Raw genomic sequence first — 21,638 nt, 5'->3', positions numbered from 1 at the left:
TCGGGTTGGGGAACCCAATATGGGATGCGCGGGTTTTAGAGGGATAAGCCCGTCCGCAGGCACCCATGGAGGCCGATATGTTTGACCGAATTTCCACGACCATTGGCCGCAAGGCCTTACTCGCCACTGTCGCTGTACTGGCGCTGACCACCGCCGCACCCTCGACGTCCTTCGCCGGAGGCCGCCATTGGCATGGTGGCGGCGGAGCCGCCGCTGCCGCGGCCTTTGCCGGCATCGTCGGCACTGGCCTGGCGATCGCCGCCGCCCGCGATGCCTACGCCTATGACTACGGCCCTGCCTACTACGGCGGTCCCGCCTATTATGGCGGCCCGGCCTATTATGGCGATGGCTACTACCACCGAAACGACTATCCCTATCACGGGGTGATCGGACGCGACCCCTTTGCCAATTGCAGCCGAAGCGGCGCCGGCTGTTGGTAAGCTGTTGACCACGAAAAGCCGGCGCGCTTGCCGCGCCGGCTTAAATTTTGCTTTTATTGTCAGACGTTAACACGTCTACCATTGGTTTAGAGTAGTTTTGAGTGCATGAGTGATTCGCTTGAGCGGCTATATCTGGCTGTGCTCGCGGCCAGGGATCTTGATCCGGCAACATCGCGTACCGCCCGGCTGTTTCAGCGCGGCCCGGCCAAAATGGCGAAAAAACTGGCTGAGGAAGCCATAGAGGTGGTTATCGACGCCGTTCATGGCGATAGCGAAGCCGTGATCCGGGAAAGCGCCGACCTGCTCTACAATCTCACCGTGCTCTGGGCCTCGGCCGGCGTGCGGCCCGATGACGTCTGGCGAGAGATGGCGCGGCGGGAGGACATGCTCGGCATCGCCGAGAAGCTGCCGAAATCGCCGATGAAGCTGCCCAAGGTCGCCTCACCCGGCGTCGCCGCCCGGCGGCCAATTGTCGCGCTCGAGGGCCGCGCGGCGCGCAAGCGCCACTAGAAGCGCTACAAATCGGCCCCATCTTGCGATGGACAAATCCATCCCATGGTGCTTCATCGCGGCGCCATGCTGAAACGTATCTACGATTGGTGCATCGACGCCGCCCACAAGCCCTACGCGCTCTGGATCATGGGGGCCGTGGCTTTCGCAGAAAGCTCGTTCTTTCCCGTTCCTCCGGACGTGATGCTGATCCCGATGTCGCTGGCGCGCCCGCAGCGCGCCTGGGTCTACGCCGCCGTCTGCACCGCGACCTCGGTGCTGGGCGGCATTTTGGGCTATGCCATCGGTGCGTTGCTCTATGACTCGGTCGGCCACTGGCTGATCCAGGTCTACGGCCTTGGCGACAAGGTCGACGCGTTCCGTTCCTCCTATGCGCAATGGGGTGCGGTGATCATCCTGGTCAAGGGTCTCACACCCATCCCCTACAAGCTCGTCACCATCACGTCGGGCTTCGCCGGCTACAATATCGGGCTGTTCATTCTGTGCTCGATCGTCGCGCGTGGCGGGCGCTTCTTCGTCGCCGCTGTGCTGCTCAATCGGTACGGCGACTGGATCCGGGTCAGGATCGAGAGGCATCTCGCATTGTGGGTGGCGATCGGCGCCGCGGTGCTGGTGCTCGGCTTCGTGGTTGCGATCAAGCTGATCTGATCAAGCTTGTCTGACGGCGCGTCAGGCGCTTTGCCGGCGCGCCGCCTTCGGCTACGGTTGGGCCATGATGGTTCGATCCGGCAACCCGGTCACGCGACTCCGGATAATTGTGACAGCGGCGCTATTCCTTCTGCCTGGCGCTTCCGGGCCCGGATGGGCACAGTCAACGGCCCCCGCTTCGCCGCTCGGCTTTCAAGAGGCCGGGTCGCAGGCGCCGCCGCCCCAATCAACTCCCGCTGCACCAGCGCTACCGGCGCGTGAGGAGAATCCCGGTCTGATCAACGAAATGGGCAAGCTGTTCGACAAGCTGCCCTCGATCCTGCCGCCGATCAAAAGTCCGAGCGAGACCATCGACGATCTGTCGCGCATGGCAAAGCCATCGGCCGTGGTGTCGGGGCGCGTGGCCTGCCCGGCCTCGTCAAACGGCGCGCCCGACTGCAAGCAGGCTGCCGACAGGCTCTGCCAAGGCAAAGGCCATAAGGAAGGCAAGAGGTTGAACGCGGACTCCGCGCAAAGCTGCTCGGCAAAAGTCCTGATTCCCGGCAGGACCCGCAAGCCGGATGACTGCCGTACCGATACGTTCGTCACCAGCGCGCTGTGCCAGAACTGAGGCGATGACCTGCGCGCAAGCAAACCATAAGGAGCGCCTATGAGCCGTACGGAGCAGGACTTCCTCGGACAGCGTGAGATCGCCGACGACATCTACTACGGCGTCCAGACCATCCGCGGGAAGGAGAACTTCCACATCACCGGCATTCCGATGAACCAGGAGCCTTACTTCGTGAAGGCGCTTGGCTACGTGAAGAAGGCCGCCGCGATGGCTAATCGGGACCTTGACGCGATCGACGCGAGGGTCGCCGACGCGATCATCCTCGGCTGCGACCGCGTCATCGCCGGCGACATGATGGATCAGTTCGTCACCGACTTCATCCAGGGCGGCGCCGGCACCTCGACCAACATGAACGCCAACGAGGTGATCGCCAACCTCGCGCTGGAGTCGCTCGGCTTCGGCAAGGGCGACTACCAGCATGTCAGCCCGAACGATCACGTCAATTACGGCCAGTCGACCAACGACACCTATCCGACCGCCTTCCGCCTGGCACTGATCCTGCGGCTCGAAAGCTACATGACGGCGCTGCGGCAGTTGCAGGAGGCGTTCTTCGCCAAGGGGCGCGAGTTCGATCGCGTGCTGAAGATGGGCCGCACGCATCTCCAGGACGCCGTGCCGATGTCGCTCGGCGCCGAATTCCGCGGCTGGGGCACGACGATCGGCGAGGAGGTCGATCGCATCTCGGAGGCTCGCGCACTGCTGCGCGAGATCAATCTCGGCGCCACCGCGATCGGCACGTCGGTCACGGCCGCGGTCGGCTATCCCAAACTCGCCGTCAGACACCTGAGCGCGCTGACCGGCGTCGACTTCGTGCTCGCGGGCGATCTCGTCGAGGCGACGTCGGACACCGGTGCCTATGTGCAGCTTTCCGGCGTCTTGAAGCGCACCGCGAGCAAGCTCACCAAGATCTGCAACGACATTCGCCTGCTGGCCTCCGGTCCGCGCGCCGGCTTCAACGAGATCAACCTGCCGCAGCTTCAGCCGGGCTCGTCGATCATGCCCGGCAAGGTCAATCCGGTGATCCCCGAGGTCGTCAACCAGACCAGCTTCCTCGTCATCGGCCTCGACACCACGGTGACGCTGGCGGCCTCCGCGGGCCAGCTCCAGCTCAACGTGATGGAGCCGGTGATCTCGTTCGCGCTGTTCTTCTCGATTCGCACCATGGAGCGCGCGGTCAACAGCCTGCGCGAGAACTGCATCGTCGGCATCACCGCCAACGAAGAGCACACCCGCAACATGGTGCTCAACTCGCTCGGCATCGTCACGGTGCTGAAGCCGCTGCTCGGCTACAAGCAGTGCGCCGAGATCGCCCGTGAGGGCTACAAGAGCGGCAAGTCACTGCACCAGATCGTGGTGGTCGAGCGCAAGCTGCTGACACAGGAAAAATGGGACGAGATGTTCTCGTTCGAGCGGCTGATCAATCCTGATTTGACGGAGTGAGCGCGTTCGCATCCGGGTGGCGAATTCCGCGCCTTGGAATTGCGGTAATGGCGTCCGCCGGACGGCGTGAACGCAATACTTGACAGTGGAAAGATTGCCTTGTTGGTATGGCGCCCAACCTTCAATTCGTCCGCCAATAGAGGATCGTTTCGCAATGTCCATGCCTGCCTTGTTCAAAGGGCGCCTGTCGATCCCGGTGATCGGCTCCCCGCTCTTCATCATCTCGGTGCCCGATCTCGTGATCGCGCAGTGCAAGGCGGGTGTGGTCGGCTCGTTCCCGGCGCTGAATGCGCGACCGCCGGAGCTGCTCGACGAATGGCTGGCACGGATCACTGAAGAGCTCGCGGCCTATGACCGCGCGCATCCCGAGCGTCCTTCCGCACCGTTCGCGGTGAACCAGATCGTGCACAAGTCGAACAACCGGCTCGATCACGACATGGCGCTTTGCGCCAAGTACAAGGTGCCGATGATCATCTCCTCGCTCGGCGCGCGCGAGGAGCTCAATCAGGCCGTGCATGGCTGGGGCGGCATCGTCTTCCACGACGTGATCAACCAGAAGTTCGCGCACAAGGCGATCGAGAAGGGCGCCGACGGCCTGATCCTGGTCGCGGCCGGCGCCGGCGGCCACGCCGGCACGATCTCGCCGCTCGCCTTCGTTGCCGAGACGCGAAAGTGGTTCGACGGCCCGATCGCGCTGTCGGGCGCGATCGGCAACGGCAAGGCGATTCGCGCCGCGCGCATCCTCGGCGCCGACTTCGCCTATATCGGTTCGGCCTTCATCGCCACCAAGGAGGCCAATGCGGTCGAGAAGTACAAGGAGATGATCGCGGGCTCCACGGCGGATGACATCGTCTACTCCAACCTGTTCACCGGCGTGCATGGCAACTACCTGAAGCCGTCGATCCTCGCCGCCGGCATGGACCCGGAGAACCTGCCGACATCGGATCCCTCCAAGATGAATTTCGGCACCGATGCGTCCGGCGAGCGCGCCAAGCCGAAGGCATGGAAGGAGATCTGGGGCTCGGGCCAGGGCATCGGCAGCGTCGAGGGAATCGTGCCCGCCGCCGAGCTGATCGCGCGCTTCAAGAAGGAATACGACGAAGCGACCGATCCGCCGCTGTGATGGCGCTGGCAATGGACGCCATCTACCGCGTCGACGGCAACAGCGTTGTCACCAGTCCTGATGCTGCGGGTCCATGGGACCCGCGCATGCAGCATGGCTCGGCGCCGGCCTCGCTCGTGGTGTGGGCGGCCGAGCGGATGGCGACCTCAGTGCCGATGGACATTGCGCGTGTCACTATTGATTTAATGCGTCCGGTTCCGGTGGCGCCCCTCACGATCGCGACCGAAATTTTGCGCGAAGGCCGCAAGATCCAGCTGTGCGGCATCAAGCTCCTGGCAGACGGCGTGGTCGTGGTCGGCGCGACTGTGCTGAAGATCAGGCGGCAGGCGCTGACGCTGCCCGATGATGTCAAGGAGCTGCCGGTGACCCTGCCGCCGCCGGAGCGGTCGCTGGTCGAGGACGGGCACGCTGCCACCAGCCCGTTCGTGCGTTCGGTCTCGATGCGCGCGGCGCGTGGCCGCTTTGGCCAAGCCGGTGCCGGTGCGATCTGGTTTCGCGTCGACAAGCCGCTGATCGAGGGACAAGCCGTCTCGCAGGCCATGCGCGCGGTCGTCGCCGCCGATTTCTCCAACGGCACCGCCTCGACACTCGATTTTCGCGCCTGGACCTATATCAACGCCGACCTCACCGTGGGCTTTGCACGGCAGCCGGTTGGCGACTGGATTTTGCTCGACGGTGAATCCTGGATCGGCGCCGAGGGCACGGGCCTTGCGATGTCACGGCTCGCCGACCGGCAAGGCTATTTCGGCCGTGCAGTGCAGAGCCTGGTGATCGAGAAGCGGTGAGTGGCTGCGCGACGCACGTGCCTCAACCTCGGCGTACTGGATCGCCCGGTCGAGCCGGGCGATGACACCTGCGGTGTCGGCGCAACGATGGACGCGACGCGATCCCAGACCTCTGCAAAATGTCGACAGCCGTATTCGCTATCCACGCAATCCTGTCGGCTTGCCCACTTAACGCAGCATTAACCATCGCGCTCCCAGAATCCCCCTCGAAGCCGCCAATGGGCACGAAGAGGGGACAGGCGATGGACTACGATTTTCTCAACGCAAAGACGTCGGCGACGCTGGATGAAATCCGCGTCCGCGTGGCGCATGCGCTCGCCCGTCATCCGCTCTGCCGCAACGTGCGCTTCGACATCCTCAGCGTGCCCCGCACCCGGCGCGGCGGCAACTGGACGGTGACGCTCCAGGCGGTCGAGCCGCGTGCGGTTTGGGAAGCCTCCGAGATCGTCGCCGACATCCAGGACGCCTACGACCTGGCGTTAGCTGCCTGATTTCGTTGAATTTTCGAATGCGATGTCGCGGTCGTCCCAGCGTTTTTCCGCTGCAATAGCAAGGTTAGGCCTTAATTCCCGCCCAGTTTCGGGGCATCGAGTCGTCGAGAGCGGGGCGCGGAGAGACGTTTGTCTAAAGCCATCACCATCGTCGTCCTGACTTGCTTCCTGGTTCTCGGCGCCGCTGCCGTCGCCATTTTCGGCCGTGACAGCGTGCCTGCCGCGGGTGGCGACATGGTCTCGCAGGTCGCCCCCGCGCCGGTCGCCGCCAACCGCACCAGCAAGGCCGATCGGCTGAACGTTCCGACACTCGCTCTGGCCTCCGCCGCCGTCGAGCCGGTCGACAGGCCTCTTGTCACCGAGGCGCTGCGCCAGGCCTTTGCTGCCGCCACGCCATCCGATTTCCCTCCGGCGCCGAAGGCGAGTGCGTCCGAGGCACCGGCCGCAGCGATCGACGCCCCTGCCAAGCCGAAGGTGGTCGCGAAGCCGCAGCCGCAGAAATCCTATTCGCTGCTTTCCGACGTGCAGATCGCGGGCATCAAGGACCGGCTGAAGCTGTCGTCGTCGCAGGAATATTACTGGCCCTCCGTCGAGACCGCGCTGCGCAACGTCGCGCGCAAGATCCAGGCGAACAAGCTTTCAAATCCGCAGGTGCAAGGCGTGCCCATCGATCCGAACTGCGATGAGGTCCAGCAGTTGAAGTCGGCCGCGATGCCGCTGCTATTCCAGTTGCGCGATGACCAGAAAGAGGAAGTGCGCAAGCTCGCCCGCATCATCGGGCTCGAGAAGGTCGCCGAGCAGATCTAATGCGTAGCTCGTAAGTTCCGCGCTTGGCGGCGGAACCGTAGCGTTTTTCCCGAACGCCGCTTCGTTCCCGGAACATCAAATTGCGCGATGCGTTGCTCGCTCGAAAGAGGGAGTGGACCGATGCGCGCTTTGACAGCCTATTTCGCCGGTGGAGGAACCATCGTCGCGGCCATCGCCGTCGGTCTTGGCGGCGGCATCGTCGCCGGCAACATCATGAACCCGATCGCGCCCAAGCACGACTCCGACACGGCCAAGCTGGAGCGTCATGAAGGGGCGATGGCAACGACCAATGCGCCGTCCGAGCGCGTGCAATACCTCACGGGATCGCAGATCTTCGGCGCCGTGGTCGCGTCCTCCGTTCAGGCCGAGGCGCCGACCGCCACGGCCAATGCCGAGCCGTCCGCGCCGCCGTCGACACAACGTGCTGCAAGCCATGAATCCCGGCCGGGGAACACACAAGCTACGCCTGCAAACCCTGCGGAGCAGCAAGCCTCGACCGAGCAGCCTGTCTCGCCGGACAATGCCTATGCGAAAGCAAAGGACGCCGACGTGAAGCGCGCGGCATCGGAGCGGCATCGCGCCGAGCGACGGCAGCGCTGGGCCGAGCGCCGCCGCTACGAAGGGCGGGATATGCGCGATCGGACTGACTGGGACGACGTCGCACGCAGCGTTCGCGAAGATGCCGATGTCCAACAATTCGACTCAGGGCCGCGCCGTGGCTATCTGCAGAATCGCGGCTTCCCGCAGATCAGGCCGTTCGGCGGTGACGATGACGATTAGCGCATACGACGTGCGAACGAGCCGCCCGCTCGGCTCATCTCCCTGGGCTGGCCGGCAGCGCGACATTCAACGGCGATAATGCTCTCCCCGCGGATCGCGCGGGGAGAGCCGAGACGCCCTACCTCCCGTTCCCGCGGCAACCGCCATTCGGGCCGATGTGATAACCGCGCGGGCAGGCGTGGGCGGCGGGGTTGGCATAGTTCCTCAGGCAGCCCCCATACGGGCCGCGATGCCAGCCCGCGCCGCAGCCGCCGGCCACCGCGACGATGTCGCTCGTCGTGGGCGCACCGACCGGGGCAAGGGGAACGGCCTGGGCGGAGCTGGTGATCGCGGCGAGCGCGAACGCGGCCGCCAAGGTGTGTCGTAACATGTGCTGTCCTCCGTGCGGCGGCTCAATGCGTGGCGGCAAAGGCGATGCCGGCGCGCACTTCGGCGATCGCCTGGTCGATCAGGCCGAGCGCCTTCTCGCGATGGCCGCCTTTGTTCGGTTCGGCCTTGGCGAGCTCGACGCGGGCCTGTTGCAGGATCGTGACGCTCTCGTCCATGTGCGGCTGGGCGCCGATTGCGTAGCCGATGCCGAGGCTTGCGGCGATCGCCGCGCCGAGCGCGAGGCTGCGGGGTAGAGAAGTTCGCATGTCGTTGTCTCCTCCAGCGGGCGTCAGGCTGCGGCCACCCGGATGCCGGGAGGCGCCGGGCCCGGCGCATCCGAGGCCTGAATAAGGTCCTTGCCAGCAAGCCGTCTTGGACTGTCCGGCGTCGAACGATTTCGGGTTTGGACTGATCGGCGCTGTTCAAATCACGTCGTCGTGCTGATAGCCTCACGGGGCGCATTCACCGGCCGTTCAGTCCGCGTCCGGCAGGTTCGCGCCCTTTAGTTCGCTCCGTTTCTTGCCAGCCAGTCTTCACAAGTCTCTCTTCAAAAATCCTTTCCCCAAAAACCTTCCCCGATGCCCGTCGTCCGGAAAGCGTTGTCGACCGATATGCTGCCGCAGGGCCTGTCCGAGCGGCAGCGCTTCATCCGCTTTGCTGAGTTGTTCGAGCATTTTTCCAATACCGGTGAGCTCGACCCGGCATCCGACGTGCCGTTTCGCGCCGCCATGAACTCGATCCACATCGGCACCACGATGCTCGGTCGCTGCGACGGCAGCTTCGTCACCGTGCGGCGCGAGAAGCGGCAGGTGATCGAGACTGGGGACGACCGCTTCTGCCTCGTACGCAACACCGGTGACCCCGCCTCCTCTGTGCATCACCGCGGCCGCGAGATCACCCTGCGGCCGGGATCGATGGTGCTGCTCAAGCTGGACGAGCCGTTTTTCGCCGCCGACGGCACGAACCACAAGCGTTTCATCAACGTGCATCTGCCGGTCGCGACGCTGCGCACGATGGTCGCTGACGTCGATGAATTGGTCGGGCAGGAACTCGCGCCGGGCGGGGCGCTGTCGCTCGCGATGGACTACAGCGACCTCCTCCTGCGCCATCCCGCCGCCGTTGACGAGGCCGGCATGGCGATTGCGGGGCATCTGCTGGATCTCGCGGCGCTCGGATTGGGCGCACGCACCGACATCGCGTCCGCCGCCAGGCGGCGGGGCCTGCGCGCCGTGCGGCTCCAGGCCGCGCTGGCGGTCCTGAAAACGCGTTTCCACGAACCGGATTTTTCCGCGCAGAAGCTCGCCGCGGCCGCGGGCCTTTCCGAGCGCTATGTCAACGAGCTGCTCTTTGAGGCCGGCGCCAGCTTCACCGCGCGCCTGAACGAGCTGCGGCTGCGCAAGGCCGCCGATCTCCTTGCCCGTAGCGAGGGGCGCATCAGCGACGTTGCGTTCGCTTGCGGCTTCAACGATCTCTCCTACTTTAACCGCTCCTTCCGGCGGCGCTTCGGCCTGACGCCGACGGCGGCGAGGGGGAGGTGAGTGTTCGCTCTGGTAAGGTGGGTTAGCTGCCACCCTACGATGCGTCCCCCCGCGGTGGCGGATAGCGCCTTGCGAGCATAGACAGCGACAGATGCCGCTCCTCTTCCGGCAGCTCGAGATAGGCGAGCACCTGCGCCCGCTTCCAGCCATCGACGCCGAAATCCATCGCCATCCATTTCTGCGGCTCGGGCCCTTCGAGCCCGCGCACCCAGACGAAATAGCGGGGGATGTCGCCGGGCTCTGCTTCGGTCGCGCGTCGTCTGGCCATCACACTGCTCGCTGCGAGGAGACCCACGGGAGGAGAATATAGGCGGACTAGATGATTGCTAGGGAGTCGCTTCGCTACGAGAAGAGCGGCGAGCCGGTCCGTCTTCGCCAAGAGGCTTCGCCGGACACGCTTCGAACTTTCGGCCTCGCATGGCTGCGCCACACGAAGCCCGAAAGGGCGAAGCGTGGTGCCCCTGGCCGGAATCGAACCAGCACTCCTTGCGGAACTCGATTTTGAGTCGAGCGCGTCTACCAGTTCCGCCACAGGGGCCCTCGGTCGGCCCGTGGCTGGGCGTCGCGAAGCCGGCGGACTATAGCCATGGAAAGGGCGGGGTCAACCCGCGCCAAAGTGATCCCGCGCGTTCTCGACAGGGGCTTCGACGGAGGCTAGAGGCTAGGCCGATCCTACACGCTCAGAGGCTGCCGTGACGTCGAAAAGTGCTGCAATACCAGCGTTCAGCCCGGCTGCCGCCAGTCCCGCGCTGACGGCTTCGGCGGCCGTCACCCTGATTGCGGCGGCGACGATCGCGGGTGCCTGGTTCTTCCAGCTGGTGCTCGAGATCCTGCCGTGTCCGCTGTGCCTCGAGCAGCGCTACGCCTATTACCTGGCGATCCCGCTCGCCGCGCTGACGGCGCTTGCCGCGAAAGCCGGCGCGCCGCGACCGCTGCTGCTTGCCGGACTCGCTGTGCTCGCGCTGGCGACGCTGGCCAATGCCGGCCTCGGCACCTATCACGCCGGTGTCGAGTGGGGTTTTTGGAAGGGGCCGACCGATTGCTCCGGCCCTGTTGTTAATCTCGGTAGCGCCAAGGATCTGTTGTCGCGGCTCGATACGGTGAAGGTGGTCCGCTGCGACGAGGTGCAGTGGCGCTTCCTCGGCCTCTCGCTTGCTGGCTACAATGTGCTGATCTCGCTCGCGATGGCGGCGATCGCTGCCTGGGGATTTGTCAAAACCGCAAGAAGCTAGCCCCACATGGAGCTGCGCCTTCGCGCAGCGTCTCGAACCATGAAGGCCCCGTTGCCGCATCCGGGCCTGCATCCTTCGAGACGCGCGCCACGGGCGCGCTCCTCAGGATGAGGATTGACACCTAATCATCCACGTCATCCTGCGTGCGTCCGAACAGGTGCACGATGCCGGGCGTTGCGATGGTCACGAACACGAAACGCGACAGATGATGTGCGCCGACGAAGATCGGGTCGATGTGTAGCGTCAGCGCCAGGGCAAGCATCGCGTCCATCGCGCCCGGCGCGAATGCGACGATGATGTCGGAAAATTTCACATGGGTCGTCAGCACGACGATCGCGACGAAGATGCCGGAAATCGCAATCGCGATCGCGAACGAGCCGAGCGCCGCGTTGATGTGGCCGGCGAGGGTCTTAACCTTCATCCGCGCAAAACGGCTGCCGATCAGCGCGCCGATGCCGACCAGCGCCACGCCGCGTACCCAGTTCGGCAGGCCGCCTTCGACCCATCCCGCTCCGTGCAGCACGCTGGAGGCGATCATCGCACCGAACATCCAGCTCGCGGGGAATTTGGCGAGCCGCAGCAGGAGCGATAGCGCGAGTGAGGCGACGACGAGGATCAGGAGCTCGAACGGCGAGGCGATCGCGGTCGTCAACGACGGTGCCGCCGAAGGCGCGACGCCTCCGATCGCCAGCACCATCGGCAGCGCCGCAGTGAGGATGATCACGCGCATGGTCTGCACCACCGCGATCCCCGGCAGGTCGGCGCCGCGTTCGACCGCCAGGATCGTGATCTGCGACAGCGCGCCTGGGCTTCCGGCGAGAAAAGCCGAGGTACGGTCCCAGCCATGGATGCGTTGCAGGTAATAGCTCGAGCCGAAGGTCGAGCAGAACGTCGCGAGCGCCAGCAGTCCGATCGTCAACGGGTAGGCGCTGACCTGCTGGATCAGGTGACGCGAAACGACGGACCCGAGGGAGATGCCGAGCAGCACCAGCACGGTCTGCGTCAGGATCGGCGGTACCGCGAGCGGGCGGCCGGCGATCGCGGCGATTCCGACCGCGATCATGGCGCCGGAGATCAGTCCGCCCGGCAGATTGGCGAACAGGAAAACCAGTCCGCCGACTGCGCCGATGACGAGCGTCTCGACGGCGCTCAAGATCTTGGCGCGGGACGGCAGCTCAAAGGGCGGGGAGGCGGTGATCTGCTTCACACCGCCTTATGGCAAATCGGAAAGGCGCGCACAATTGCGGTCATGTCATGCCGCATTGCGCGCGCCTCTAGGGGCGAATGTGACGGAATTACTTCGCGGCGGGGGCGGCGGTGCCGGCCTTTGCTTCCTTCATGCACTCGGAGCGGAATTTCTTGCGCTCCTTGCCGTGCAGACCCTTGGCATCCGCCTGCTTGGAGCATTCGAGCGATTCGGCCGAGTGCTGCTTCGGCGCCTTCTTGTCGGTCGTGGTGGCTGCAGTATCGCTCTTGGCGGCCGGCGCCGCGGTCTGCGCGAAGGCAGTGCCGGTGGCGAACAGGGAGGCGAGGGCGACGACGGCGATGCGCGAGGCGAGGGTCATGTGTTGCACTCTTGTGTTTGCGAAATTGAACAAGGGCGGAGAACGTCGGCCCGCATTGCTGAACGCCACATGAATGGACGGCGCATCGCGATCACTAAATTTTGGCTGCGAAAGTCATCACTTCCTTGTCGGCCGCTGCCGACACGCTAGGATAGTGATCCCAATTTGCTTCCCCCGGGGCAGATCTAAGGAGGAGACGAAGGATGACCATTCAGGCAAAATTGTTCTGCGCAATTGCGGCTTCCAGCGTCGCAGCGTTGCTCGCGACCGCGCCGGCGAAGGCGCTGACCACACAGGAATGCAGCGCCAAGTACCAGGCGGCCAAAAAGGACGGCACGCTGGGCGGCATGAAATGGAATGATTTCCGGAAGGCGCAGTGCGGCGCCGACGCAGCCGCAGCTCCCGCTGCTGCCGCGCCGGCGGCCCCGGCAGCTCCGGCCGAGCCCAAGCAGGCGAAGAAAGAAGCCGCTCCGCCCGCGACTCCCGCCCTAGCGCCTGCTGCTACCGGCCCCGCGACCTTCCCGAACGCGGTCGATCCGAAATACAGCAAGGAGACCGCCGGCAAGGCACGCATGCACACGTGCGTCGACCAGTACAACGCCAACAAGGCGACCAACGCCAATGGCGGACTGAAGTGGATCCAGAAGGGCGGCGGCTATTACAGCGAATGCACCAAGCGCCTGAAGGGTGCAGCCTAAGCTTTGAAGTAATCTGAGCGGCCGGGGCGACACTCCGGCCGCTCAGTCGGTCGCGAGCAGCTTCTCGGCCGACTTTGCAATCATCTGCGCCCGCTTGCGCGGGCCACGCTCGACGAAGAGCAGGCTTTGGCCGAACACGAAGCAGTAGAACAGGAAAGCCTGCGCATCGGCCTCATCGGCGCCGAGGCCCGTTGCGCGATAGAGCTCCGCGACATGTTTGAGGCGCGCCGCGTCGACGCTTGCCACCGCTGACGCCGCGGTCTCGTCGGATCTCGCCCATTGCCGGATCGCAAGCTCGATCGCCATGGCGGCCGGGTTCACGCGTTCGGAATAAAGCTGGATCACCGCCTTCAGCCGCTCGCGCGCGCTTTGTCCGTCGAGACTCGTCTGCTGCGCGATCGCTTCCGTACGCCCCTCGCGCCAGCGTTCCAGCATCGCGCCAAGCAGTGCGGCGCGGTCGGCGAAGCGGCGGTAAAAGCCGCCCTTGGTGACACCCAGATTTTTCGCGATTACCTCGACCCGCACGCCTTCGATCCCAGTGCGGGCAAGCTCCGCGAAGGCGGCCTCGACCCAGACATCGCCTTTGGCATCACTCATGAATGCATCTCTCATCGAGGTTTGATACGGTACCGTATTGCTAACCCGTCACGGGCCTGATACGCTACCGTATCAAAATCAAAGGCGAGAAACGGCGATGCAGGAGGCGACTTATCGCGGTACGGTCTATCCGTGGCAATGCGACCATGTCGGCCACATGAACATCATGTGGTATGTCGGCAAGTTCGACGAGGCCAACTGGAATCTGTTCGCGCGCCTCGGGCTGACGCCGAGCTATCTGCGCACCTCCGGCCGCGGCATGGCTGCGGTGCAGCAGAACATCACCTACAAGCGCGAGCTGCTCGCCGGCGACATCGTCGAGATCCGCAGCATCCTCCTCGAGGTCCGCGAGAAATCGATCCGCTTCCGGCACGAGATGAGCAACGTCGAGACGGGCGAGATATCAGCAACTTGCGAGATCACCGCCGTGCACATGAACCGGGAGGCGCGCAAGTCGACGCCGTTCGAAATTGCGATCCGCGAGACCGCGATGCGACATCTCTCCGAGCCGGTCATGGCGTGACGAGATGGCCAGCTTCGAGCCTAAGAATCCTGATTTTCGCGCGGCCGCAGCCCGTCTGTTCGACGGCCAGCCGGCGATGCGCACGCTCGGCATCTCGCTCGTGCGCCTTGCGCCGGGCGAGGCGGAGCTGGCGATGGGTTATGCGGCCGGCTTCACCCAGCAGAACGGCTTCGTGCATGCCGGCATCGTCACCGCTGGCCTTGACAATGCCTGCGGCGTTGCCGCCTTCACCCTGATGCCGCGCGAGGCCGACATCCTCACCGTCGAGTTCAAGACGAACCTGGTCGCGCCGGCGCGCGGCGAGGGCTTCGTCTTCAGGGCCGAGGTGGTCAAGCCGGGCCGCACGCTCACTTTCTGCGAGGCCAAGGCCTTCGCGCGGCAGGACGGTGCGACGACGCTGGTTGCGACCATGACCGCCACGCTGATGGCGCTGGTCCGCCGCGGCGCGGCGCCCGTACAGGTGCAGGCCGGCCCTGCCGCCTGAGCCGAGCGGGCGGGATGGCCCGCATACGGATTTTTCGGCTGTTAATACCGGCGGGGCACTCTATATGCTGGGTAGCGTAACGTTTCTGCGCCTCAGGCCGTAGAAGCGCCAAACGGTCGAATTGGAACGGGTTTATGATCGGGCTTGAAGACAAACGGACGCGTCGCGAGGCGCTTGCGCTGGTTGGAGCCGCTGCGGTACTCGCGGGCGGCCTCCGCCCCGGCTGCGCCGCGACGGCCGATGACGATACGATCCTGACTGAAGCGGCCGTGCTGCGCGATCCCGACGTGCCCGTGATCGGCAACCGCGACGGCGACATCACCATCGTCGAATGGTCCGACTATCAATGTCCCTATTGCCGCCGCGTCGAGCCGGAGCTGCGCCAGATCGTCCAGGACGACGGCAAGGTCCGGCTGGTGCTGAAGGACTGGCCGATCCTTGGACCGGTTTCGGTGACCGCGGCTCGGACGGCGCTCGCGGCCAAATACCAGGACAAGTACGACCAGGCGCATGACGCGATGATGGGCGTGAATTCGCGCCTGACCGAGCCGCGCATCAACGAACTGCTGGCGGGCGCCGGCGTCGACATGGATCGCCTGAAGCGCGATCTGGCCGGCCGCGCCAAGGACATCGACGCGATCCTGAAACGTAACAGCGATCAGGCCGAGGCCTTCGGCTTTCGCGGCACGCCGTCCTTCATCGTCGGCAAATTCCGCGTGCCCGGCGTGCTCACCATGGCCGAGTTCGAGCAGGTGATCGCGGACGCACGCAAGGCGAAGGCAGGGAAGAGCAACTGAGTTACCGCGCAGCAAGACAAAGGCGCCGTCGCGAATCGCGACGGCGCCTTGTCGATGGCTTGCTGAGCGCAAGCCGTTACTTCGACGAAATTCTCACCCAGTCCTTGTGCGCGCGGTCCACCAGCGCGTCCCAATCGGCCTTCGCGACGTCCCAGTTGACGATGGTGCGACTGGTTGCAGCGACCTCGCTGTTGGCAGACGTCTGCATCGAGTCGTGAATGTAGACGCCGATGCCAAGCAGCAGCGCGCCCAGGATCATTCCGAACAAAACTCTCATAGTGAACCTCCGGTGACCGGCAATAACGTTCAGTGCAGGACAAGAGTTCCCGGTCAGTGCGGCGAGGATAAGGACGACCTGTTCACCCGTCATTCAGCCACTGCAACAGCTCCGCATTGATCTCGCGCGGATAGCAATGGCTGAGATCGTCGATCTCGCGATAAGTGACGTCTGCGCCAGCGGCAAACAGGGCTGACTGCGTTTGCCGCGCGACCTGCACGGGAAACATCCAGTCGAGCCGGCCGTGGGTGATGAAGACCGGCAAGCCTTGCAGGCGAGCGCCGTCTGCCATCTCCGCCATCAGCGGATGGAATGTTGCCGACACCGGCGCAAGATGCGTAAACGGTGATGCCTGATCGAGCCCGCTGACATAGCAGAACGTGCCGCCGTCACTCATGCCGGTCAGCAGCATTCGCGACGGGTCGAGATTCCAGAGGCCGCGGACCGTTTCGAGGATGCGCGCAAGATTCGGCGTGTCGGTGTCCTCGCCCATGAGCGCCCAGGTCGGCCCCGTCGCGGTCGGCGCCACCAGAATCGCGCCTGCGCTGCGCGCGTCGCGCAGCCAGCTCCACAGGAAGCCCCGGCCATTGCCGCTACCGCCATGCAGCGCCATCACCAGCGGCCATGACCGCTCGGGCGTGTAATATTCCGGCACGTAGAGCGAGTAGCCACCGCGGCTGCCAGGCTCGTTGTTACGATGGAAGATGCCCGTCTGCCCGGTGGCGGGCGCGGCCAGCCGGCCCAAGAGACTTTCGTCCGCGCGCATCTCGGCGTTGAGAAAGAAGCTGCTCACCGGCGGAAACTTTCGGGCGAGCGGATAGAGCGCTTCCAGCGCGCGCGGCGCGTGTCGCAGCGCGCGGAAGACGGCGACGATATCGCCATTGCCGGCTTGAACCGTCCGCAAGCCGGCAAACGCCGCGAGTGCTTCGTCGCAGGCTCGATCCAGCAGCTCCCGCATGTCGGCAAAGGCCTGTGGCCATTCGCCAAGCGCAGAGCGCGCGGCCTGCAAGGTCTCATCCGGCGTTCCGATCGCGGTCATGACGGAGTCGAAGTTCGGCGGGTGCAGGTGCCGCGCGACGAAGCCGAGCGCGTCCAGCGCATCGAGCAATGGCGGTAGCACGGCCACGATGTCGTCGACCACGGCCTCGCTCATCGGCTCGCGTTCCTGTCCTGCCTTGGCGCAGCCTCGATCAGTGCAGCCTCGGTGCCTTCAACAGCTTCATGCGGTCGGTCGAGGTCACCGTCACGTCGAAGGTGACGCCTTCGTGGTGTACCGTCAGGGGCACGTCGACGCCCGCCGTGCCGAGCGACCACAGCTTGCGATAGAAGCCCGTCTGGCTCGTCACCTTCTCGCCATCGACGGCCAGGATGACGTCGCCGGTCTTGAGCTCGGCCCGTGCCGCAGGTCCGTTCGAGGAGATGCCGATGATCACCACGCGGCGATCGATCTCGGTCGAAAACAGCCCGAGCCAGGGCCGCGCCGGCTTGTTGACACGGCCGAATTTACGCAGATCGTCCAGGATCGGCGTGAGCAGGTCGATCGGCACGACCATGTTGACGTGCTCGGCCTTGCCATCGCGCTCGCGCTCGAGCTGCAGCGAGCCGATCCCAATCAGCTCGCCGCGATCGTTGAACAGCCCCGTGCCGCCCCAGTTCGGATGGGCGGGATAGGTGAAGATCGCTTCGTCCAGAAGATATTCCCAGTAGCCGGCGAATTCCTGCTTGGCCACGATCTGGCTCGCGACCGACCGCGTGCGCCCGCCGGCGCCGCCGACCACGACGCGGTCGCCGATCCTGGTCTTGGCCGATGAGCCGAGCGGAACAGGTGCGAGGTCGACCTTGCCGAGCGCCTGCACCAGGCCGAAGCCGGTGACCTGGTCGAAACCCAGCACATGGCCTTGCATCACGCGCCCGTCGCCAAGATGCAGCCACACCGCTTCCGCCTCGGTAATGAGGTAGCCGATGGTCAGCACCAAGCCGTCATCGATCACGATACCATTGCCAGCGCGCTCCGTGCCGAGCGTCTCGGCGCTGAATGCGTCCGCCGGAATGATGGAATGCAGGCCGACGACGGAGGAGAGCGCGCGGTCGAGATCGAACCCGTAGTCGCCAGCATGCGGTTGATGTGCCGGCGGCACCCTCCATTCGGTCAAAGCGGGCATGGAGTTCTCTCCTTGAGAGTCTCTTGGCCTGGCGTTCCAGCATTTGCGGCAACGAGCAAGGCGTGAAGCACCGTTAATGTATGCCTCGTAGGGCGGTCTTGAAAGACCGTTGGAACAGACGGCCAACGCGAATTGATGAAATTGGTGTCACAACTCACGAGCCGCTTCGGTCGCATGGCAGGTGTCCCGGCTGGTGCTAGGCGCGCTGAAGCGAAGCTGCTAACCATTGCCGCTTCTCGTTTTGACCAAGGGATTACGGACCGAAGCATGGACAACCGCAGCGATATCTGGCGTGGCATTGACACGATCAAGGCGCGTTTCATCGACTTGAGCGACAGGGTCTGGGGAACGCCGGAGGTGTGCTACACCGAGGCGCGCTCCGCCGCCGAGCACTTGGCCGAGCTGCATCATCAGGGTTTCAGCATCACCGAGAATGTCGCAGGCATTCCGACCGCGCTGATGGGCGAGTGGGGCGAGGGCGGCCCGGTCATCGCCTTCCTCGGTGAATATGACGCGCTTCCGGGCCTCAGCCAGGAGGCGGGTGTTGCCGAGCATCGTCCGGTCGAGACCGGCGGTCATGGCCATGGCTGTGGTCACAATCTGCTCGGCTCTGCCGCGCTGCTCGCGGCGACCGCGGTGAAGGACTGGCTCGCCGAGCACAAGGTGCCTGGCCGCGTGCGCTATTATGGCTGTCCGGCCGAAGAAGGCGGCGCGGCCAAGGCCTTCATGGTGCGCTCCGGTGCCTTCGAGGACGCCGACATCGCCATCACCTGGCATCCCCACAGCTTCTGGGAAGTGGCGGTGACGCCGTCGCTCGCCAACACGCGCGCCGACTTCATCTTCACCGGCCGCACCTCGCATGCGGCGGCTTCGCCCCATCTCGGTCGCTCCGCACTCGACGCGGTCGAATTGATGAATGTCGGCGTCAACTACATGCGCGAGCACATGCCGAGCGACGCGCGCGTGCACTACGCGCTGCTCGATACCGGCGGTATCGCGCCGAACGTGGTGCAGGCCCATGCCCGCGTGCGCTACTCCATTCGTGCTCGGGATCTGCCCGGCATGAACGAGCTGGTCGAGCGCGTGAGCAAGATCGCGCAGGGCGCGGCCCTGATGACCGAGACCAAGGTAGAGATGAAGATCATTTCCGCAGTCTCCAACATCCTGCCCAATGCGCCGCTGGAGCAGGCGCTGCACCGGGTCATGGAAGAGCTCGGGCCGCCGCATTTCGACGATGCCGACAAGAATTTCGCCGGCCAGATTCGCGCCACGCTGAGCGACAAGGACATCTCCTCGGTCTATTACGCGATCGGCATGGAGCAAACGGAGCGGCCGCTCGCCGACTTCCTCGTGCCGCTCGATGCCAAGCGTAATCCGCTGGTCGGCTCGACCGACGTCGGTGACGTGAGCTGGGTTGTGCCGACGGTGCAGGTCCACGCACCGACGGTTGCAATCGGCACGCCGTTCCACACCTGGCAGGTGGTGGCGCAGGGCAAGAGCCCGCACGCCCACAAGGCGATGGTTCAGGCCGCCAAGGCGATGGCCGGTCTCGGCATCAAGGCGCTCACGGAGCCGGAGCTGATCAAGGCTGCGAAAGCAGACCTGAAGAAGCGCACGGCCAAGACACCTTATGTCTGTCCGCTGCCGGACCATGTTGCGCCACCGCTGGATATGTCCGTGGTGTAGAATTCTGTCTCGTTACTTCGTCTGATCTGCCGAACATATTTTTCGCAGTGCAGCGTTGATTAGCGGGCGTTTTGCCGCCGAATTGCCGAACGGTTGAGCGGCGGAACAGAGTTTTGCCCAAGCGACAGCCAGAAGACCGTTTGCATACACACGGTCGCAGTTGACGCGCGCCCCATTCGGTGTGCCATCTACCGCCAGCTAACCGGGCGGCCGCCCTTGCGGCCGCCTGCATCCATACCGGAACCAGACGGGGGACAACCATGCTGGACAAGAAACTGCGTGCAATGATCGACAAGGTGGCGGACGGCCGGATGGATCGCCGCGCCTTCATCAAGCGCATGGCCGCTGTCGGCCTGACCGCGCCTTTGGCCAACCAGATTCTCGCGCTCGGCGGCGTCGCTATGGCCGAGGCACCCTCGACCTACAAACCCACCAAGCGTGGTGGCGGCGGCGCGCTGAAGCTGCTGTGGTGGCAGGGCCCGACCCTGCTCAACCCGCATTTCGCCACCGGCACCAAGGATCAGGATGGCTCGCGCCTTTTTTATGAGCCGCTGGGCTGCTGGGATCCCGACGGCAATATGAAGCTCGTTCTTGCCGCCGAGATCCCATCGATCCAGAACGGCGGACTTGCCGCCGACGGCAAGTCGGTGACGTGGAAGCTCAAGCCCGGCGTCAAATGGCATGACGGCAAGCCGTTCACTGCCGACGACGTCGTGTTCAACTGGGAATATGCCAGCGATCCTGCCACGGCAGCAACGAGCATCGCAGTCTATCGCGACATCAAGGTCGAGAAGGTCGACGATCTCACGGTCCGTATTCTGTTTCCCAAGCCGACCCCGTTCTGGGCCGACGCCTTCGTCGGCGCTGCGGTCGGACCGATCATCCCCAAGCATTTGTTTGAAGCCTACAAGGGCGCCAAATCCCGTGAAGCGCCGAACAACCTCTCGCCCGTCGGTACCGGCCCGTACAAATTCATCGAGTTCAAGCCGGGCGATCTCGTTCGCGGTGAGCTCAATCCCGACTATCACATGCCGAACCGTCCCTATTTCGACACGCTCGAGATGAAGGGCGGCGGCGATGCCGTCTCGGCGGCGCGCGCGGTGATCCAGACCGGCGAATATGATTTTGGCTACAACATTCAGGTCGAAGACGACGTGCTGCTGCGGCTCGAGAAGGGCGGCAAGGGCAAGGCGGTCTACGCTGTCGGTGGCGACACCGAGTTCATCGTGCTGAACTCGACCGATCCCAACACCGAGGTGGACGGCGAGCGCTCCTCGATGAAGACCAAGCATCCGCTGTTCTCCGATCCCGCGGTGCGCAAGGCGCTATCGCTGCTGGTCGATCGCGAAGCGGTCAAGAAGGCAATCTACGGCCGCGCCGGCCGCACCACGGCCAACTTCCTCAACGGTCCAGAAAAGTTCGTCTCCAAGAACAACACCTGGGAGTTCAGCATCGAGAAGGCGTCGAAGATGCTGGATGACGCCGGCTGGAAACCCGGCGCGGACGGCATCCGCGAGAAGGACGGCAAGAAGCTGAAGCTCCTCTACCAGACCTCGATCAACGGCCCGCGCCAGAAAACCCAGGCCATCGTCAAGCAAGCCTGCCAGAAGGCCGGCATCGACGTCGAGCTGAAATCGGTCGTCGCCTCCGTGTTCTTCTCCTCCGACGTCGGCAATCCCGACACCTATCCGAAGTTCTATGCCGACATGGAGATGTTTCAGATCCCCATGAGCCAGCCGGATCCGGCGCAGCACATGCGCCGCTATACGTCGGACAACGTTGCGACCAAGGAGAACAAGTGGCAGGGCCCGAATTTCTCGCGCTGGGCCAACAAGGACTACGACGCGATCATCGCGGCCGCGGAAGCCGAGATGGATCCGCTCAAGCGCGCGGAGCTCTACATCAAGGCCAATGATCTCCTGATCAAGGAGGTCGTCTTCATCCCCGTGCAGCATCGCCTCAAGGTGGAAGCCGCCGCCAACAATTTGGTGTGCATCATCAGCGGCTGGGCCAACGAGACCGACAACCTGTTCGACTGGTACCGGGAGGTATGATCGCGAGGGCATAGACGGGATC

At 64.5% G+C, this 21,638-nt stretch carries 27 protein-coding genes and 1 tRNA gene; 18 read left to right on the top strand and 10 right to left on the bottom strand.

The genetic code is table 11. From position 1 onward, the window contains the following. Positions 1–77: 77 nt before the first annotated feature. From Q3C01_RS04065 to Q3C01_RS04020, 10 genes are all read left to right on the top strand, one after another. Positions 78–440, top strand: coding sequence for a hypothetical protein (locus tag Q3C01_RS04065; protein ID WP_458144034.1), 363 nt, complete (start codon positions 78–80; stop codon positions 438–440). A gap of 105 nt (positions 441–545) precedes the next feature. Further along, a complete protein-coding gene (gene hisE, locus Q3C01_RS04060) occupies positions 546–950 on the top strand; it encodes a phosphoribosyl-ATP diphosphatase (protein ID WP_458144033.1) in 405 nt (134 codons plus the stop codon). A 45-nt stretch (positions 951–995) separates the two neighbouring features. Next, positions 996–1,598, top strand: a complete 603-nt coding sequence (locus tag Q3C01_RS04055; RefSeq protein ID WP_458144032.1) for a YqaA family protein — start codon at positions 996–998, stop codon at positions 1,596–1,598. Positions 1,599–1,662: 64 nt separating this feature from the next. Continuing rightward, a complete protein-coding gene (locus Q3C01_RS04050; RefSeq protein ID WP_458144030.1) occupies positions 1,663–2,208 on the top strand; it encodes a hypothetical protein in 546 nt (181 codons plus the stop codon). Between the two features lie 39 nt (positions 2,209–2,247). After that, positions 2,248–3,648, top strand: a complete 1,401-nt coding sequence (locus Q3C01_RS04045; protein WP_458144028.1) for an aspartate ammonia-lyase — start codon at positions 2,248–2,250, stop codon at positions 3,646–3,648. 154 nt (positions 3,649–3,802) lie between these two features. Next, positions 3,803–4,771, top strand: a complete 969-nt coding sequence (locus Q3C01_RS04040) for an NAD(P)H-dependent flavin oxidoreductase (protein ID WP_458144026.1) — start codon at positions 3,803–3,805, stop codon at positions 4,769–4,771. 11 nt (positions 4,772–4,782) lie between these two features. Continuing rightward, the gene (locus Q3C01_RS04035; RefSeq protein ID WP_458144024.1) at positions 4,783–5,556 is read left to right on the top strand and encodes a thioesterase family protein; all 774 of its coding nucleotides are present in this window, start codon (positions 4,783–4,785) and stop codon (positions 5,554–5,556) included. 242 nt (positions 5,557–5,798) lie between these two features. Next, positions 5,799–6,047: a hypothetical protein gene (locus Q3C01_RS04030; protein ID WP_458144105.1), complete on the top strand. Its 249-nt coding sequence runs from the start codon at positions 5,799–5,801 to the stop codon at positions 6,045–6,047. 129 nt (positions 6,048–6,176) lie between these two features. Next, on the top strand, positions 6,177–6,854 hold the full coding sequence (locus Q3C01_RS04025) for a hypothetical protein (RefSeq protein WP_458144022.1): 678 nt from the start codon (positions 6,177–6,179) through the stop codon (positions 6,852–6,854). Positions 6,855–6,974: 120 nt separating this feature from the next. Further along, positions 6,975–7,634, top strand: coding sequence for a hypothetical protein (locus Q3C01_RS04020; RefSeq protein WP_458144020.1), 660 nt, complete (start codon positions 6,975–6,977; stop codon positions 7,632–7,634). A gap of 118 nt (positions 7,635–7,752) precedes the next feature. Here the strand turns inward: Q3C01_RS04020 and Q3C01_RS04015 are convergent, their stop codons facing one another. Next, a complete protein-coding gene (locus Q3C01_RS04015) occupies positions 7,753–8,004 on the bottom strand; it encodes a GCG_CRPN prefix-to-repeats domain-containing protein (protein ID WP_458144018.1) in 252 nt (83 codons plus the stop codon). A gap of 22 nt (positions 8,005–8,026) precedes the next feature. Further along, positions 8,027–8,269, bottom strand: coding sequence for a hypothetical protein (locus Q3C01_RS04010; RefSeq protein ID WP_458144016.1), 243 nt, complete (start codon positions 8,267–8,269; stop codon positions 8,027–8,029). A 345-nt stretch (positions 8,270–8,614) separates the two neighbouring features. Between Q3C01_RS04010 and Q3C01_RS04005 the strand changes: the two genes are divergently transcribed. Then, positions 8,615–9,541, top strand: a complete 927-nt coding sequence (locus Q3C01_RS04005; RefSeq protein ID WP_458144014.1) for a helix-turn-helix transcriptional regulator — start codon at positions 8,615–8,617, stop codon at positions 9,539–9,541. Positions 9,542–9,575: 34 nt separating this feature from the next. On the opposite strand, the gene Q3C01_RS04000 is transcribed toward Q3C01_RS04005, so the two are convergent. Further along, entirely contained in the window at positions 9,576–9,809 is a 234-nt protein-coding gene (locus tag Q3C01_RS04000; protein WP_458144013.1) for a hypothetical protein, read from the bottom strand. Between the two features lie 185 nt (positions 9,810–9,994). Continuing rightward, positions 9,995–10,079, bottom strand: a tRNA-Leu gene (locus Q3C01_RS03995). Positions 10,080–10,233: 154 nt separating this feature from the next. Here Q3C01_RS03995 and Q3C01_RS03990 point away from each other — a divergent pair. Next, positions 10,234–10,773, top strand: coding sequence for a disulfide bond formation protein B (locus Q3C01_RS03990; protein ID WP_458144011.1), 540 nt, complete (start codon positions 10,234–10,236; stop codon positions 10,771–10,773). 121 nt (positions 10,774–10,894) lie between these two features. Here Q3C01_RS03990 and Q3C01_RS03985 read toward each other — a convergent pair whose 3' ends face one another. Both Q3C01_RS03985 and Q3C01_RS03980 read right to left on the bottom strand, forming a co-directional pair. Then, a complete protein-coding gene (locus Q3C01_RS03985; RefSeq protein ID WP_458144009.1) occupies positions 10,895–11,980 on the bottom strand; it encodes an AbrB family transcriptional regulator in 1,086 nt (361 codons plus the stop codon). Positions 11,981–12,068: 88 nt separating this feature from the next. After that, on the bottom strand, positions 12,069–12,338 hold the full coding sequence (locus Q3C01_RS03980) for a PsiF family protein (protein WP_449379342.1): 270 nt from the start codon (positions 12,336–12,338) through the stop codon (positions 12,069–12,071). Positions 12,339–12,541: 203 nt separating this feature from the next. Between Q3C01_RS03980 and Q3C01_RS03975 the strand changes: the two genes are divergently transcribed. Next, positions 12,542–13,036: a hypothetical protein gene (locus Q3C01_RS03975; RefSeq protein WP_458144008.1), complete on the top strand. Its 495-nt coding sequence runs from the start codon at positions 12,542–12,544 to the stop codon at positions 13,034–13,036. A gap of 42 nt (positions 13,037–13,078) precedes the next feature. Here the strand turns inward: Q3C01_RS03975 and Q3C01_RS03970 are convergent, their stop codons facing one another. Beyond that, positions 13,079–13,633 (bottom strand): TetR/AcrR family transcriptional regulator, encoded by a 555-nt coding sequence (locus Q3C01_RS03970; RefSeq protein WP_458144007.1) that lies wholly within the window; start codon positions 13,631–13,633, stop codon positions 13,079–13,081. Positions 13,634–13,730: 97 nt separating this feature from the next. Here Q3C01_RS03970 and Q3C01_RS03965 point away from each other — a divergent pair, with 97 nt between their 5' ends. The 3 genes from Q3C01_RS03965 to Q3C01_RS03955 all read left to right on the top strand — a co-directional run bounded on the left by Q3C01_RS03965 (position 13,731) and on the right by Q3C01_RS03955 (position 15,437). Continuing rightward, on the top strand, positions 13,731–14,156 hold the full coding sequence (locus Q3C01_RS03965; RefSeq protein WP_458144005.1) for an acyl-CoA thioesterase: 426 nt from the start codon (positions 13,731–13,733) through the stop codon (positions 14,154–14,156). Positions 14,157–14,160: 4 nt separating this feature from the next. After that, the gene (locus Q3C01_RS03960) at positions 14,161–14,640 is read left to right on the top strand and encodes a PaaI family thioesterase (RefSeq protein ID WP_458144003.1); all 480 of its coding nucleotides are present in this window, start codon (positions 14,161–14,163) and stop codon (positions 14,638–14,640) included. 134 nt (positions 14,641–14,774) lie between these two features. Further along, positions 14,775–15,437: a DsbA family protein gene (locus tag Q3C01_RS03955; RefSeq protein ID WP_458144001.1), complete on the top strand. Its 663-nt coding sequence runs from the start codon at positions 14,775–14,777 to the stop codon at positions 15,435–15,437. Between the two features lie 76 nt (positions 15,438–15,513). Here Q3C01_RS03955 and Q3C01_RS03950 read toward each other — a convergent pair whose 3' ends face one another. From Q3C01_RS03950 to Q3C01_RS03940, 3 genes are all read right to left on the bottom strand, one after another. Then, on the bottom strand, positions 15,514–15,714 hold the full coding sequence (locus tag Q3C01_RS03950) for a hypothetical protein (RefSeq protein ID WP_027522122.1): 201 nt from the start codon (positions 15,712–15,714) through the stop codon (positions 15,514–15,516). An 82-nt stretch (positions 15,715–15,796) separates the two neighbouring features. Beyond that, positions 15,797–16,867, bottom strand: a complete 1,071-nt coding sequence (locus Q3C01_RS03945) for a phospholipase (protein WP_458143999.1) — start codon at positions 16,865–16,867, stop codon at positions 15,797–15,799. A gap of 37 nt (positions 16,868–16,904) precedes the next feature. Beyond that, entirely contained in the window at positions 16,905–17,876 is a 972-nt protein-coding gene (locus Q3C01_RS03940) for a S1C family serine protease (protein ID WP_458143997.1), read from the bottom strand. Positions 17,877–18,143: 267 nt separating this feature from the next. On the opposite strand from Q3C01_RS03940, the gene Q3C01_RS03935 reads away from it, so the two are divergent. Further along, positions 18,144–19,562, top strand: coding sequence for a M20 family metallopeptidase (locus Q3C01_RS03935; RefSeq protein ID WP_458143995.1), 1,419 nt, complete (start codon positions 18,144–18,146; stop codon positions 19,560–19,562). A gap of 260 nt (positions 19,563–19,822) precedes the next feature. Further along, positions 19,823–21,616: a peptide ABC transporter substrate-binding protein gene (locus Q3C01_RS03930; protein WP_458143993.1), complete on the top strand. Its 1,794-nt coding sequence runs from the start codon at positions 19,823–19,825 to the stop codon at positions 21,614–21,616. The last annotated feature ends 22 nt before the right edge of the window (positions 21,617–21,638 follow it).

It is taken from the genome of Bradyrhizobium sp. UFLA05-109 (genome assembly GCF_054185165.1).
Note: the sequence above shows the minus strand (reverse complement) of the source record. Positions and strands in the feature narration are given on the sequence as shown.

Excerpts from the sequence above, each read along its gene's own strand:
- Q3C01_RS03975 (WP_458144008.1), top strand. The coding sequence starts at position 12,542 with ATGACCATTCAGGCAAAATTGTTCTGCGCAATTGCGGCTTCCAGCGTC.
- Q3C01_RS04045 (WP_458144028.1), top strand. The coding sequence starts at position 2,248 with ATGAGCCGTACGGAGCAGGACTTCCTCGGACAGCGTGAGATCGCCGAC.
- Q3C01_RS04010 (WP_458144016.1), bottom strand. The coding sequence starts at position 8,269 with ATGCGAACTTCTCTACCCCGCAGCCTCGCGCTCGGCGCGGCGATCGCC.
- Q3C01_RS03950 (WP_027522122.1), bottom strand. The coding sequence starts at position 15,714 with ATGAGAGTTTTGTTCGGAATGATCCTGGGCGCGCTGCTGCTTGGCATC.
- Q3C01_RS04020 (WP_458144020.1), top strand. The coding sequence starts at position 6,975 with ATGCGCGCTTTGACAGCCTATTTCGCCGGTGGAGGAACCATCGTCGCG.
- Q3C01_RS04050 (WP_458144030.1), top strand. The coding sequence starts at position 1,663 with ATGATGGTTCGATCCGGCAACCCGGTCACGCGACTCCGGATAATTGTG.
- Q3C01_RS03930 (WP_458143993.1), top strand. The coding sequence starts at position 19,823 with ATGCTGGACAAGAAACTGCGTGCAATGATCGACAAGGTGGCGGACGGC.
- Q3C01_RS03945 (WP_458143999.1), bottom strand. The coding sequence starts at position 16,867 with ATGAGCGAGGCCGTGGTCGACGACATCGTGGCCGTGCTACCGCCATTG.
- Q3C01_RS04015 (WP_458144018.1), bottom strand. The coding sequence starts at position 8,004 with ATGTTACGACACACCTTGGCGGCCGCGTTCGCGCTCGCCGCGATCACC.
- hisE (WP_458144033.1), top strand. The coding sequence starts at position 546 with ATGAGTGATTCGCTTGAGCGGCTATATCTGGCTGTGCTCGCGGCCAGG.
- Q3C01_RS04055 (WP_458144032.1), top strand. The coding sequence starts at position 996 with ATGGTGCTTCATCGCGGCGCCATGCTGAAACGTATCTACGATTGGTGC.
- Q3C01_RS03970 (WP_458144007.1), bottom strand. The coding sequence starts at position 13,633 with ATGAGTGATGCCAAAGGCGATGTCTGGGTCGAGGCCGCCTTCGCGGAG.
- Q3C01_RS04035 (WP_458144024.1), top strand. The coding sequence starts at position 4,783 with ATGGACGCCATCTACCGCGTCGACGGCAACAGCGTTGTCACCAGTCCT.
- Q3C01_RS03955 (WP_458144001.1), top strand. The coding sequence starts at position 14,775 with ATGATCGGGCTTGAAGACAAACGGACGCGTCGCGAGGCGCTTGCGCTG.
- Q3C01_RS04065 (WP_458144034.1), top strand. The coding sequence starts at position 78 with ATGTTTGACCGAATTTCCACGACCATTGGCCGCAAGGCCTTACTCGCC.
- Q3C01_RS03965 (WP_458144005.1), top strand. The coding sequence starts at position 13,731 with ATGCAGGAGGCGACTTATCGCGGTACGGTCTATCCGTGGCAATGCGAC.
- Q3C01_RS04000 (WP_458144013.1), bottom strand. The coding sequence starts at position 9,809 with ATGGCCAGACGACGCGCGACCGAAGCAGAGCCCGGCGACATCCCCCGC.
- Q3C01_RS04005 (WP_458144014.1), top strand. The coding sequence starts at position 8,615 with ATGCTGCCGCAGGGCCTGTCCGAGCGGCAGCGCTTCATCCGCTTTGCT.
- Q3C01_RS03960 (WP_458144003.1), top strand. The coding sequence starts at position 14,161 with ATGGCCAGCTTCGAGCCTAAGAATCCTGATTTTCGCGCGGCCGCAGCC.
- Q3C01_RS03935 (WP_458143995.1), top strand. The coding sequence starts at position 18,144 with ATGGACAACCGCAGCGATATCTGGCGTGGCATTGACACGATCAAGGCG.
- Q3C01_RS04030 (WP_458144105.1), top strand. The coding sequence starts at position 5,799 with ATGGACTACGATTTTCTCAACGCAAAGACGTCGGCGACGCTGGATGAA.
- Q3C01_RS04040 (WP_458144026.1), top strand. The coding sequence starts at position 3,803 with ATGTCCATGCCTGCCTTGTTCAAAGGGCGCCTGTCGATCCCGGTGATC.
- Q3C01_RS03940 (WP_458143997.1), bottom strand. The coding sequence starts at position 17,876 with ATGCCCGCTTTGACCGAATGGAGGGTGCCGCCGGCACATCAACCGCAT.
- Q3C01_RS03980 (WP_449379342.1), bottom strand. The coding sequence starts at position 12,338 with ATGACCCTCGCCTCGCGCATCGCCGTCGTCGCCCTCGCCTCCCTGTTC.